Source organism: Pseudomonas sp. FW507-12TSA (assembly GCF_058781435.1).
Window position 1 is genome coordinate 14,222 of the sequence record NZ_JBYSWT010000035.1, and the last position, 13,218, is coordinate 27,439.

General features: G+C 63.9%; 8 protein-coding genes and 1 pseudogene. 8 read left to right on the forward strand and 1 reads right to left on the reverse strand.

All coding sequences use genetic code 11. From position 1 onward, the window contains the following. Positions 1–11: 11 nt before the first annotated feature. Together AC3WK8_RS26725 and fahA are read left to right on the forward strand one after the other, a co-directional pair. Positions 12–818, forward strand: a complete 807-nt coding sequence (locus AC3WK8_RS26725) for a cyclase family protein (protein WP_103326345.1) — start codon at positions 12–14, stop codon at positions 816–818. Continuing rightward, a complete protein-coding gene (gene fahA, locus AC3WK8_RS26730) occupies positions 815–2,149 on the forward strand; it encodes a fumarylacetoacetase (protein ID WP_256592401.1) in 1,335 nt (444 codons plus the stop codon). The genes AC3WK8_RS26725 and fahA overlap by 4 nt, the downstream gene beginning before the upstream one ends. Before the next feature lie 35 nt (positions 2,150–2,184). On the opposite strand, the gene AC3WK8_RS26735 is transcribed toward fahA, so the two are convergent. After that, positions 2,185–3,006 carry a helix-turn-helix transcriptional regulator gene (locus AC3WK8_RS26735; RefSeq protein ID WP_022644458.1) on the reverse strand — a complete coding sequence of 274 codons (822 nt, stop codon included), beginning with the start codon at positions 3,004–3,006 and terminating at the stop codon, positions 2,185–2,187. A 503-nt stretch (positions 3,007–3,509) separates the two neighbouring features. Between AC3WK8_RS26735 and AC3WK8_RS26740 the strand changes: the two genes are divergently transcribed. From AC3WK8_RS26740 to AC3WK8_RS26765, 6 genes and pseudogenes are all read left to right on the forward strand, one after another. After that, positions 3,510–4,670: an HlyD family secretion protein gene (locus AC3WK8_RS26740; protein ID WP_158250073.1), complete on the forward strand. Its 1,161-nt coding sequence runs from the start codon at positions 3,510–3,512 to the stop codon at positions 4,668–4,670. Then, on the forward strand, positions 4,667–6,184 hold the full coding sequence (locus AC3WK8_RS26745; protein WP_103326341.1) for an MFS transporter: 1,518 nt from the start codon (positions 4,667–4,669) through the stop codon (positions 6,182–6,184). Before AC3WK8_RS26740 ends, AC3WK8_RS26745 begins: the two co-directional genes overlap by 4 nt. A gap of 542 nt (positions 6,185–6,726) precedes the next feature. Next, complete coding sequence (locus AC3WK8_RS26750; protein ID WP_103326340.1) at positions 6,727–8,226, forward strand: DUF1302 domain-containing protein; 1,500 nt, start codon at positions 6,727–6,729, stop codon at positions 8,224–8,226. A 20-nt stretch (positions 8,227–8,246) separates the two neighbouring features. Next, positions 8,247–9,602, forward strand: a complete 1,356-nt coding sequence (locus AC3WK8_RS26755) for a DUF1329 domain-containing protein (protein ID WP_256592400.1) — start codon at positions 8,247–8,249, stop codon at positions 9,600–9,602. Positions 9,603–9,666: 64 nt separating this feature from the next. Further along, positions 9,667–10,698 (forward strand): WD40/YVTN/BNR-like repeat-containing protein, encoded by a 1,032-nt coding sequence (locus AC3WK8_RS26760; RefSeq protein WP_103326338.1) that lies wholly within the window; start codon positions 9,667–9,669, stop codon positions 10,696–10,698. Continuing rightward, positions 10,695–13,075: pseudogene (locus AC3WK8_RS26765) on the forward strand (efflux RND transporter permease subunit). The gene AC3WK8_RS26760 and the pseudogene AC3WK8_RS26765 overlap by 4 nt, the downstream one beginning before the upstream one ends. Positions 13,076–13,218: the final 143 nt, after the last annotated feature.

Here is a 13,218-nt window from a genome sequence, read left to right on the forward strand (position 1 = left end):
GAGTCATAGAAATGGGACGTCGATTTGTAGATCTTTCAATCTTCCTTGAGAACGATGTGATATCCGACCCGCCCGGATATGGGCCGAAAATCCAGTATCTGGATCACCGGACGACAGCGGAGCAGGTCACCTCGTTCTTTCCCGGCCTGCAGGTCTCGGACCTGCCCGACAGCGAAGGCTGGGCCATCGAGCATGTGCAACTCAACACCCACAACGGCACGCACCTGGATGCGCCGTATCACTTCCACAGCACGATGAACGAGTCGTTCGGCGAGCGTGAGCGGGCCATCACCATCGACGAGGTGCCGCTGGAGTGGTGCTTCCAGCCGGCAGTGAAACTGGACTTCACCCGGTTTCCCGATGGCTACGTAGTCACCGCGCAGGATGTCGAGGCGGAACTGGCGCGGATCGGCCACCAGCTCAGCCCGCTGGAGATCGTGGTGGTCAACACCGCTGCGGGCAAGCAGTACGGCCAGCCGGGGTACGTATCGGCGGGCTGCGGCATGGGTTTGGAGGCCACCATGTACCTGCTCGAGCGCGGCGTGCGCCTGACCGGCACCGATGGCTGGAGCTGGGATGCGCCCTTCGTGCATACCGCCAAGAAGTACGCCCAGACCCAAGACCCAGCGCTGATCTGGGAAGGGCACAAGTCCGGTCGCAACATCGGCTATTGCCACCTGGAGAAGCTGCACAACCTCGAAGCCTTGCCCTCCACGGGCTTCTTCATTTCCTGCTTCCCCTGCAAGATCCGTAGCGCGTCGGCCGGCTGGACCCGCGCCGTGGCCATCTTCGACGACGCGCTCAAGGCCGGGGCATGAGCGCCAACGCACCCCAGGAGAACCCCATGCACTTGAACCACACCCATGATGCGACGCGCCTGAGTTGGTTGGCCGAAGCCAATGACCGCGCCACCGACTTTCCCTTGCAGAACCTGCCGCTGTGCGTGTTTCGCCGTCGCGATGGCGACGAAGCCTGGCGTGGCGGCGTGGGCATCGGTGACCAGATCGTCGACCTGGCAGCCTTGTCTCGTACCCGATGCGTCAGCGGTGAACTGGCCGCAGCCGTGCAGGCTGCGGCGGGGGCATCGCTCAATCCGCTGCTGGAGCTGGGGCCCGAGGCCTGGCAAACCCTGCGCCATGGGCTCTTTGCTCTGCTGGAAGCCGGCAGCCAGGACGAGCCCACCGTGCGCCAGGTCCTGGTCAGCCAGGAGGAGGTCGCATACCGGATGCCGGTCCAGGTCGGGGACTACACCGACTTCTATACCTCCCTCGATCATGCGGTGAACTGCTGCCGCCAGTTCGGCCTTGAGGTGTACCCCAACTTCGACTGGCTGCCGATTGCCTATCACGGCCGTGCTTCATCCATCGAGGTCAGCGGGCAGAAGGTCTACCGGCCCATGGGCCAGAGCCGCCCGGATGCCGCTGCCGCTCCGGTCTTCGGACCTTGCCAGCGCCTGGACTACGAACTGGAGATCGGCGCGGTGATCGGCCGCGGCAATGCCCGTGGCAGCCGCATTGCGCTGGAGGATGCCCAACAGCATATCTTCGGCCTGTGCCTGCTCAACGACTGGTCCGCACGGGACATCCAGACCTGGGAGATGAACCCGCTGGGGCCGTTTCTCGCCAAGAACTTCGCCACCACGATATCCCCCTGGATCGTCACTCTCGAGGCCTTGCTGCCGTACCGCACGAGCTGGAACAGGGCACCGGAGCGGCCGCAACCGCTGGCTTACCTGAGCGCGGCACAGAACGCCGAGGCGGGGGCATTCGATATCCAGCTGGAGGTGTCGATTCAAAGCGCCAGCCAGCGCGCCGCCGGCCAGCAGCCGCGAACCCTGACCCGCACCAGTTTCCGCCATCAGTACTGGACCCTGGGCCAGATGATCGCTCAGCACACCGTGGGTGGCTGCAACCTGCAGAGTGGCGACCTGTTGGGTAGCGGCACGATCTCGGGCCCCACCGCAGGCGAAGCCGGCGCGTTGATCGAACTGACGGTTTGCGCAACGCAACCGGTGGACATCGGCCACGGCGAGCGCCGGGGGTTCCTCGAGGATGGCGACACCGTGCTGTTCAAGGGCTGGTGCCAGCGGGAAGACTTCGTGCGTATCGGTTTTGGCGTCAACCAGGGCACCGTGTACCCGACGCCATGACCCGCAGGCACGGCGCGCTCCCTGGCGCCGTGCCTTCAAGCCGCCGGTTCGAAGGCTGCGGCCGAGCGTATGTCCGAAGGGCTGCCGCCGAACCGCTGGCGAAAGCGCGAGGAGAAACGTGAGCTGCAGCTGTAGCCTACTTCGCAGGCGATATTGGCGATCGGCAGATCGGTCAGCTGCAACAAGGTCAGGGCCCTGGCCATGCGCACATCCAACAGCAGTTGCTGGAAGTGGCTGCCTTCCGCTGCCAGCCTGCGGCGCAGCGTCGCCTCGCTCATGGCCAGGTGTCGCGCGACCATGGTCGCCGTCCAGATCGCTCCAGGATCGCTGCCGATCAGTTGCCGCACCCGCAGGGTGATCTGGTTGCTGGAGCTGGTAGCGAAGTAGCCTCCGTGATGGTCGAGCCAGGTCAGCATCTCCGTCAGGCGGCTGGTGACGATGGCCTGGGGCAATTGCAGTTTTTCATCGAAGCCGGCATAGGCGTGGCGAAAGGACGCCAGCAGCCCCTCGCTGCCGCCTTGGATCAACTGCGCATCATTGATCCGCCGCCCCCTGGGCCGCCGTTCCAGGAACGCCTTGACCACCGGATCAGCACACACCAGCACCTGGGCCTCGAAGAAACCCGAGCGGGGGCAGGGGATGTGGATCACATCGAACGTCTGCTCCGAGGCCAGCGCGACGATTTCTCCCGGGCGCACCAGCAACTCATGCCCGGCCCAGCGCAAGCAGCTCTGGCCTTTCCATACCGCCACCAGGCTCGATTGCTCGACATGGATGCGATGGGTGAAGGGTTTTTGGCTATGAATGATCCGGGCGCTGGAACCCAGGTTCGCTCGGCTGGTGATTGAGCGTTTCATTGGCAAGTACTCGATGCGAAGCGAATGTCCCCGCCAGCCAGGTCGAGGTCGAGCGGCTGTACGGTGGCGACCTCGGTCGTGGGTCACAAGCAGTGATTTTATGGCAAAACACGCCCTGTAAAACACCGGCGTCTGGCGGTTGCCCATGTGTTTGTCCGACCTGCCTGCTGTGTCGCAGGCAGCGGCGCCTGGATGGTGCGCTACAGACTTGATCGATTCGACACGATCAATGAGCGGCTCGGTCATGGTGGCAGGCAGTGCCTGGCGGAAAATTCCTCGCAGCGGTGCCTGGCACGTCTACAGAGGTGAATGCATGAAACGTTTTTCTCCTGCGACAGCAGGCTGACCCTTCCTTCCTCCGCGGTGCCGGTCGCCTGATCCTGGCCGCCGCTCCCCACCCTTGAGCCACGGGTCGTGGCTCCTGAATTGCCTGTGCACAGATCGCTGCAAGCGAGCGGTTTTCGTGCGCGCGCGTGTTTTATCCGGAACGATCAATGAGCCCCATGAACGAACAACATCCCGATCCCCGCAAGAATGCCCGGCGCGCGCAATGGGCGGTCGCCACCTTGGCAGTCATCGGCATCGCGGCCGCGGTCTACCAGGCCGGACTGGATACCGAGGTGACCGAAGATGCCTACGTCCGCGGCAATCTGGTCCAGGTCACGTCCCAGGTCAGTGGCACCGTCACCGCGATCGAAGTCGACGACACCGACAAGGTCGAGCCGGGGCAGCGGTTGATCGCCCTGAGCGACGTGGACCAGGCCCTGGGCCTGGAGCGCGCCAAGGCCGCCCTGGCGACCGCCGTGCGCAACGCCAGGGCGCAGTACCTGCACGTGAAGGAGCTGGAGTCGCAAACCAGCTCGCGGGCCAGCGATTACCAGAAGGCCTCGGCCGATTTCCAAAGGCGCTCGCAACTGGCCGATGCGGGAGCGATCTCCAGGGAGGAACTGAGCCATGCACGCCAGGCCCTGGAGACTGCCAGGGCCGGCCTGTCGGCTGCGCAACAAGCCCTGGCGCAAAGCCAGGCGCTGGTGGAGGGCACGCGACTGCGGTCCCATCCGCTGGTGATGACGGCGGCGAGCGAGGTGCGCGACGCCTTCGTCGCCCTGCACCGCACCCGCATCGGCTCGCCGGTATCGGGCTACGTCACCAGCCGCAACGTGCAGGTGGGGCAACGCATCAGCCCTGGGGTATCGCTGATGTCCGTAGTCCCGCTCGACCAGGTGTGGGTGGACGCCAACTTCAAGGAGTCGCAACTCAAGAACATCCGGATCGGCCAGCAAGTGCTGCTGACTTCGGATGTCTACGGCTCGCAGGTGACCTACAGGGGCAGGGTGGTCGGGGTCGATGCCGGTACCGGCAATGCCTTTGCATTGCTGCCGGCACAGAACGCAACGGGCAACTGGATCAAGGTCACCCAGCGCGTGCCGGTGCGCATCGAGCTTGAACCCGGCGCCTTGAATGAGCATCCGCTGCGTGTGGGCTTGTCGATGAAAGTCGCGATCCAGACCCACGATCGCAGCGGCTTGGTGCTGCGCGAGGATGTCGCGGCGCTCTCGGCCAGCCGTACCACGATCTTCGACAAAGAACTCCAGGACGCCGACCAGCTGGTCGAGGAGATCGTGCAAGCCAACGCCGGGCAACCAGCGATGGCCCGGCAATGAAGAGTGGCCAACACAGGTTGTTGCTGCTGATCTTCCTGCTGTGCTTCGCAGAGTTCCTGCAAAACGGCATGTTCGCCTTTGCTGCCGCGCCGATTCGCGGGGAAATCGGTGCCTCTCCCGAGGAATACAGCCTTGTCACGGTCCTGCATGCCTGGATTGCCATCCTGGGCATCGCGATTCATCGCTGGCTGCTCGAGCGCAGCGGCTGGCGCTGGTATGTATTGGCGACCATCGCACTGCATGCGCTGGGGTGCTTGATCTGCGCACAAAGCCACGACCTTGCAAGCTTCAGCCTGGGACGCGCGCTGATGGCCCTGGGCAGCGCGGCCTTCATGATCAGTGCGCGAATGCTGGTCACCCTGATTCCAGCCGGGCCTGGACGCTTCACCGGCATCACAGTGTTCTGCTGCGCCCTGGCGGCCGGGACGGCCTGCGCTCCGGTGGCCTCATCGCTGGCGGTGTCGCTGGATCACTGGCACCTGATGTTCTGGGCACTGATCTGCTGTACCACGGTCGCCGCTTTCCTCGCGGCCGGGGTGCTGCCATCGACTGCCGAGCCTCGGGAGCGGCACAACCAGGCCAGCCTGCTGGACCTGGGGCTGCTGGCAATGGGCTCGTTCTCGTTGCTCTACATCATTCAGCGGCTGTGCTACGACTTCTACGACCATTCACCGATGCTCGTCCTTTGGTTGCTGGTGGCAGTGTCGCTGTTCGGCTACTTCTTCCACCTGCAGCACAGGCAGGCGCCCCTGCTCGAACTGCGGCAGCTGCTCACGCCGCGCTACCTGCTGGGCCTGGCCTTGTTCTCGCTGAGCTACGGGGTGATGAACGCCAACAACTATGTACTGCCGACGCTGCTGCAGACCGGCCTGGGAATGACCTGGGAAAGCATCGCCAGGCTGCAGTCCTGCGGCTTGGCGGGCGAGTTGGTGACTTGGTTGATCATGGCCAGGATCCTGTTGCGTGCGCCTTCTCCCAGGAAGTTCTACCTGGCGGGGTTCGCCTGCCTGGGCGGCTTCGGCTGGTTGCTGTCGAACCTGAGCCCTGCGGTCGACCCGCTGCAATACGTGCTGCCGGCCCTGGTGCTCAATGGCTGTTTCGTGATGCTGGTATTGGGAACCGCCGCGACCCAGACCTTCAGGGAAGCTTCCAGGGACGACAAGCTGCTGTCCCACGCCCAGCAGATCAAGAGCATTTTCGGCCAGTTGGCAATGGCCTCGGGAACCACGATCGCCACGGTGTTCAGCCAGTGGCGAACCACTGAGCAGTACGCCGCCCTCAATGCCAACCTGATGCCGGGACGGCCGGGCTACGAGCAGAGCAGCCAGGTCATGGGCAGTCACTTCAGCCACTTCGCCGAAGCGGGCACGGCAGCCAGGATGGCATTCGCCGAACAGGCCCGGGAGCTGTCCAGCCAGGCCACTCTGCTGGCGAGCATCAATCACTTTCAGATCCTGGTGGCGCTCGCCTGTGCCTGCGCGGTGCTGATCGGTTGGCAACGGATTCATCGCTAGCACCGACGGCTTGCGCCGTGCGCACCTCCTGTCGCCAGAACCGTGCCCCCTGCGCCACCACCTGCCAGGAAGCTTCGCGGAGTGTTGATTGGCCAGCCGGGGAGCGCGGCCGGCACCTCGGGACAGGGCGGCCATGCAAGGTACGACTTCATGGTTTTTGGTACCAAATATGTTGACTTGATTCCATGCGCCATGCTCTATTGGTACCACAACAACATTAGTCGGTACCGATCTCCGTTGCATCAGTGGCCAGGGCAGTGCCCGGGCCACAGGTCATGAGGGGCAGTCCCTGCGCTTGGCTCGAACACGGGCGGGTGGTGGGAGTTGGTGCCCCTGCTCGGATGGCCTGGGGCGGGGGTTCGCGATAAACGACAGGAGCCAGCAAAGTGAAAATAAAAATAACAGCAGCATGCTTTTCTACCTGCAGTGCACTCGCCATCGCAGCAAGCGCACTGGCGACGGCGACAGCTTATTCTCCAGCGTGCAACGCCGCGGAAATCGACCTGGGCAATCCCGACTGGCAGATACGCTGAGACAACACCCTGCGCTACGGCGTGATCTCGCGGTTGAGATCCCATCGTTCGGCACTGGTGGCCAATCCGAACCAGGATGATGGCAACCGCAACTTCGACCCGGGCATTGTCTCGAACCGCGTCGATTGGGTGAGCGAGGTCGACGTCAGCCATTCGAGCGGCTTTGGTGCCAGGGTCTCTGGTGCGGCCTGGTACGACGATGTCTACAACCGCAAGAACGACAACCCGGGTTTTTCCGCAGGGGCCTTTCCCAACCATACGCCGCACAACAGGTTTTCTTCCGATACGCAATTGTGGATGGGCCGCAACGCCGAATTCCTCGATGCATTCGTCTATCAGAAGTTCGACCTGGGCGATATGCCGAGCGTCGTGCGCCTGGGCCAGCATGCGCTGGTCTGGGGCGAAAGCCTGTTCTTCTCCAGCAACGCCATTGCCGGAGCGCAGAGCCCTTACGATCTGAGCCGCCTGGCCACCGACTCGACGGCGCAAGCCAAGGAATACGTATTGCCCGTTCCCCAGGTGTCGGGGCAGATCCAGCTGACGCCGGATGTATCGATCGGCGCCTACTACCAGTTCGAGTTCGTCGAGAACCGTCTGCCTGCGGCGGGCAGCTATTTCGCTGTCGGGGATACCGCGCCTATCGGCGGCGAGAGCATTCTCGTGCCCTTGCCCTCGGGGCAGATGCTCAAGGTCAATCGCAACAAGGATGTCAGGGCCTCCGATTCGGGGCAGGGCGGCGTGCAGTTGAAGTGGAACTGGAACGAAACCGACTTCGGTTTCTATGCGCTGCGTTTCCACAGCAAGAGCCCGGTGAGTACGACCACCCTGGGAGCCGGAGGCATCCCGGCGTCCTATACCCTGGTCTACCCGGAGGACACCACCGCCCTGGCCTTCAGTGCCAGCCACTCCTTCGGCGATACCAACCTGGCGCTGGAAGCCGGTGTGCACCACAACCAACCGCTGTACTCGACCCGCGCGGTGGACTTCGCCGGTAGCAACAACAGCGATAAACCGGCCTATGCAGTGGGCAGGACGGGGCACCTGAACCTCTCGGCGATCTCCAACCTGCCACCGACAGCCTGGTGGAACGAGGCCTCGCTGACCGGCGAGATCGCCTGGAACCGCATGCTGTCCTGTACCAAACAGTGCGGGGCCCTGGATGCCAACACCACCCGGGATGCTTCAGCCCTGTCCCTGGTGTTCCAGCCTACGTATCGCCAGGTGCTGCCAGGGCTCGATATCGATGTGCCGATCGGCGTCCAGTACGCCCCCAAGGGCTCGCGTTCTTCGCTTGCAGCCGGTTTCCCGCCCGAAAACGGCGGCACCTTCACCCTGGGGGTGGCCGGCACCTACGACACGGTGTGGAAGCTCAAGCTGGCCTACACCAACTACTTCGGCAAGGCCATGCCGGCCACGATCACCCTGCCTTCTGGCGTCACGGCGGCGAGCTTCGGCCAGTCGCTTGCCGATCGCGACTACATCTCCTTCTCGGTGCGCCGCACCTGGTAACGCTGTCATTCGAGGTAACGATGAAACTCTTTCAGATGTCTTGTGGCGTAGCTGCCTGCTTCGCGGTTTTTATCAGTAGTACCAATGCGGCCGTCACGGCCGAGGAAGCAGCGAAACTGGCTACCGAGCTGACCCCCTTCGGGGCCGAGCGCGCGGGCAACCAGGACGGCAGCATCCCAGCCTGGAACGGCGGCTACACCAGCGCGCTGCCCAATGCGGCCAATGGCAGCCGTGGCGATCCGTTCAAGGACGAAAAACTGCTGTTCACCATCACCGCCAGCAACGTCGCTGAATACGCCGACAAGCTGAACGACGGCCAGGTGGCGATGTTCAAGAAGTTTGCGGACTATCGCATCAATGTCTATCCGACCCACCGGACCGCCAGCGCGCCACAGGCGGTGTACGCCAATACTGCCTGGAACGCGGTCCACGCCACGCTGGATGGGGATGTGCCACGGGGTTTTGCCGGGGGAATTCCGTTCCCCATTCCCAAGAGCGGGGCGCAGGTGATGTGGAACCACCTGCTGCGCTGGCGCGGAGCCTCGTTCGTGATCCAGGGCGCCGGGTACCAGCAGTTGCCCAGCAAGAAGGTGCTGGTTTCCGAGATTCGGATCAACTTCCAGTTCCCCTCGTACCTGAAGGATGCCAAGCCCGAGCAGTTCAATGACGGCAAGGCGGTGTACCGGCAGATGGCGGGTTTCCTGGTGGGGCCGCCCAGCCGCGCCGGGGAGGGCATCTCTTCGTTCTATGCGCTGGATTCGGCCAACGACCAGGCCTGGACCTACCTGCCGGGCCAGCGCCGGGTGCGCAAGCTGCCCAACCCCTGCTGCGACACGCCATCGTCGTCGGCCGCGGGCCTGACCACCACCGATGAACTGCAGATCTGGGAAGGCACCCTGACGCGCTTCAACTGGAAGCTGCTGGGCAAGAAGGAGATCTACGTTCCCTACAACGGCAATGCCTTCATGGGGGCCAAATCCAACGAAGAGATCCTCGGCGACAAGGTCTATGCCAATCCGGACTACGTGCGCTGGGAGTTGCACCGCATGTGGGTGGTCGAGGCCACGCTGCGCGATGGCGAACGCCATGCAGCGGTCAAGAGTCGCTACTACTGCGATGAAGACACCTGGGGCTGCCAGTTGGCCGACCGCTGGGACAGCAGGGGTCAGCTGTGGCGCACCTTCTGGATGAGCAACATCGTCGCCCCGGAGATCCCGGCGGTGGTCAACCTGACCTGGCAGTTCACCGACTTGCTGGCGGGAGTGGGCTACATGTCGGACTTGATGGCCGGCAAATCGAACCAGTACGCCCTCAAGCCCAGTTATCCCGCGTCCGAGTTCGGACCCGATGCGCTGACCCGCAGTGGCGTGCGCTGAGCAACCTGCAAGGCGGCCGCGTGCGGTGGCCGCCCCCGATTCCAAGCCTTCTTCGGTGGCACCTATGCTTTTGCGTCTTGGCTTATTCATTGCCGGTCTTTATCTATCCATCGCCCAGGCGGCGCCTGTACTGCCAGCCCTGGAGCGGCCGGCGCAAACACTGCGAGAAATACCGAGCGCCAGCCTGCAGAGCATCGCCAGCGCCGCAAGCCGGCTGGTGGCGGTGGGCGAGCGCGGGGTCATCGTCATCAGCGATGACCAGGCCCATAGCTGGCAGCAAGTGGACTCGCCGGTGAGTGTCGGGTTGACGTCGGTGCGCTTCGTCGATTCGCGCCATGGCTGGGCCACCGGCCATGGCGCAGTGGTGCTGGCCACCACCGATGGCGGCAGCACCTGGGCCAGGCAACTGGACGGCAACCAGGCCGCGCAGCAACTGTTGGCGGCGGCCGGCAGTGGCCCGGGGCCGGCCGTGGAGGAGGCCGAGCGCATGGTCGCCGATGGTGCGGACAAACCGCTGCTGGATCTGTGGTTCTTCGATGCACAACACGGCATCGTGGTGGGCGCCTATGGCCTGGCCTTCGAAACCCTTGACGGCGGCCAGCATTGGCAGGGTATTTCCTCACGCTTTCCCGGAGGCTCCGACCGGCACCTGTATGCCATCCACGCACGTGGCAACGAAGTGCTGATCGCCGGCGAGAGCGGCACGCTGCTGTACTCCAACGACCGGGGGCGGACCTTCCGCCACTGCGCCGTGCCCTATGAGGGCAGCTTCTTCACCGCCCAGATCAGCGCATCAGGTGAGCTACTGGCGGCCGGCCTGCGTGGCAACCTGTGGAAGAGCAGCGATGCCGGAGAGCACTGGAGCCGGGTTCCGGCCCTGGGTTCGGATTCGATCGTTGCGTCAACGGTCGATGCCCAGGGCCAGGTGCTGCTGGCCAACCAGGGAGGGAGCCTCATGCGCCTGGAGCACGATCACCTGCTGCGCCTGCCGGGGCAGTTACCGCCCTTGAATGGAATCCTGGCCCTGGATAATGGCGAGTCCGTCGTGGCCTCCGTACGTGGTGTCTTTCTTGTGAAGAAGGTGAGCCTAAAATGACCGCCATGAGTCCCAGCTTGTCGCCAGAGACCCAGGCCAGCGAGCTCCAAGCGCATTCGGGCTCCTGGATCGAGCGCCTGGTGTTCTCCCATCGCCCCTGGGTGGTGTTGATCTGCATGCTGCTCACTGTGCTGCTGGCCTGGCAGGCGCTGCAGCTCAAGCTCAACGCCAGCTTCGAGAAGACCATCCCGCGCCAGCACCCCTACATCCAGACCTTCCTGCAGTACCAGGCCGAGTTGACCGGGCTGGGCAACGCCGTGCGCATCTCGGTCGGCAATCCCGGTGCCAGCCTCTATGACAAGCACTACATGGAAACCTTGCGGGCGCTGAGCGATGAGGTGTTCCTCATCCCTGGCGTCGATCGGATCCGCATGAAAAGCCTGTGGTCGCCCTCGACCAGCTGGCTGGCGGTCACCGAAGAGGGCCTGGAAGGCGGGCCGGTGATCCCCAGGGGCTTCGATGGCAGCCCGAGGAGCCTCGAACAACTGCAAGCCAACATCGAGCGCTCGGGCGAAATCGGCCAGACCGTGGCGCTGGATCGCCGTTCTTCGCTGATCTACGTGCCGCTGCTTACGACCACCCCGGATGGCCAGGCGCTGGACTACGCCGCGTTGTCCCAGGAACTCGAGCGGCTGCGCGACAAGTACCAACAGCAGGGGGTGGAGGTGCGGATCAGCGGATTCGCCAAGGTGGTGGGGGACCTGATCGATGGCGTGAGGATCATGCTGGTGTTCTTCGCCGTAGCTGCGCTGGTGGCGGCCCTGATGGTGTATGGCTATACCCGTTGCATTCGCTCCACGGTGCTGGTGCTCCTGGCATCGATCATTGCGGTGCTCTGGCAACTGGGGTTGATGCACGCGCTGGGCTACTCGCTGGACCCGTACTCGATCCTGGTGCCTTTTCTGGTCTTCGCCATCGGCATGAGCCACGGGGCGCAGAAGATGAACGGCATCATGCAGGACATCGGCCGCGGCAGGCCGCGCCTGGAGGCCGCGCGCATGACCTTCCGCCGGTTGTTCCTGGCGGGGCTGACCGCGCTCCTGGCCGATGCGGTGGGCTTTGCCGTGTTGCTGGCCATCGATATCCAGGTCATTCGCGAACTGGCGATCGCGGCGAGCATCGGCGTTGCGCTGTTGATCTTCACCAACCTGATCCTGCTGCCAGTGTTGCTCAGCTATACCGGTGTCAGCGCCCGGGCGGCGGCGCGCAGCTTGCATGACGACCAGGCCCAGCTCCGGCGCAACTACTGGCGCGGCGTGGAGCTGTTCACCCAGCGCCGCTGGGCCACGGCGGCGCTGGTGGTGGCCGGGGTGATGGCGCTGGGTGGCTGGCTTGCCAGTACTCACCTGCAGATCGGCGATCTTGACCCCGGGGCTCCGGAGTTGCGGCCCGAAAGCCGCTACAACCAGGACGCAGCCTTCATGAACAAGGCCTACGGCACTGCCAGTGACCTGCTGGCGGTGCTGGTCACTACCCCCGAAGGCCAGTGCGCGGACTACACCATCCTGAACAAGGTGGATGCCCTGGAGTGGCAGCTGCGGCAGATTCCTGGAGTAGAGAGCGTGCAATCTCTAGCGACGATGAACCGCCGCATGCTGGTGGGAATGAACGAGGGCAACCCCAAGTGGTACGACCTGGTGCCGAACCAGGCCATCCTCAACTCGACCACCGCCAAGGTCCCGCGTGGGCTGAGCAATGACAGTTGCAGCCTGCTGACGCTGTATGCCTACCTCGGCGACCACAAGGCCGCCACCCTGGAACGAGTGACCGCCCATGTCGAAGCTTTCGCCAAGGACAACGACAGCCGGGGCTGCAGTTCAAGCTGGCGGCGGGCAGCGCCGGTATCGAGGCAGCGACCAACATCGTGGTCAAGAGCGCCTGGCGCACCATGTTGTTGATGGTCTACGCGGCAGTCATCGCGCTGTGCTTCATCGCCTTTCGCAGCTGGCGCGCCGTGGTGATCGCCGTGCTGCCACTGATGCTCACCAGCGTGCTGGCCGAGGCGCTGATGGTCTGGCTCGGCATGGGGGTGAAGGTGTCGACGCTGCCAGTGATCGCCTTGGGCGTAGGTATCGGTGTCGACTATGCGCTCTACATTCTCAGCGTCACCCTGGCGGGCGTGCGCAGCGGTGCATCCCTGGCCCAGGCCTACCGTCAGGCGCTGAACTTCACTGGCCGGGTGGTGGTGCTGACCGGCTTCACCCTGGCTATCGGCGTGGTCACCTGGACCTTCAGCCCGATCAAGTTCCAGGCCGACATGGGCCTGCTGCTGGCCTTCATGTTCATCTGGAACATGCTGGGAGCGCTGATCCTGATCCCGGCACTGGCCTATTGGCTGGTGCCGGCATTTCGCCCGGTGCCGTCCGGGCCGGCTTGAGCCACAACCACAAGACGCCGGGCCCGATTCGTAGCGGGCTCGCTTGATAGGATCACTGATTAACGGTACCAAATTCTTTGATTTGGTCCCATTTGCATGCTGTAATGGTACTTGATTATGCATGTTCGGTACCGATGCCCGTC

Bases quoted from the DNA above. Each gene is read 5' to 3' on its own strand.
- AC3WK8_RS26725 (WP_103326345.1), top strand. From the start codon at position 12: ATGGGACGTCGATTTGTAGATCTTTCAATCTTCCTTGAGAACGATGTG.
- fahA (WP_256592401.1), top strand. From the start codon at position 815: ATGAGCGCCAACGCACCCCAGGAGAACCCCATGCACTTGAACCACACC.
- AC3WK8_RS26735 (WP_022644458.1), bottom strand. From the start codon at position 3,006: ATGAAACGCTCAATCACCAGCCGAGCGAACCTGGGTTCCAGCGCCCGG.
- AC3WK8_RS26740 (WP_158250073.1), top strand. From the start codon at position 3,510: ATGAACGAACAACATCCCGATCCCCGCAAGAATGCCCGGCGCGCGCAA.
- AC3WK8_RS26745 (WP_103326341.1), top strand. From the start codon at position 4,667: ATGAAGAGTGGCCAACACAGGTTGTTGCTGCTGATCTTCCTGCTGTGC.
- AC3WK8_RS26755 (WP_256592400.1), top strand. From the start codon at position 8,247: ATGAAACTCTTTCAGATGTCTTGTGGCGTAGCTGCCTGCTTCGCGGTT.
- AC3WK8_RS26760 (WP_103326338.1), top strand. From the start codon at position 9,667: ATGCTTTTGCGTCTTGGCTTATTCATTGCCGGTCTTTATCTATCCATC.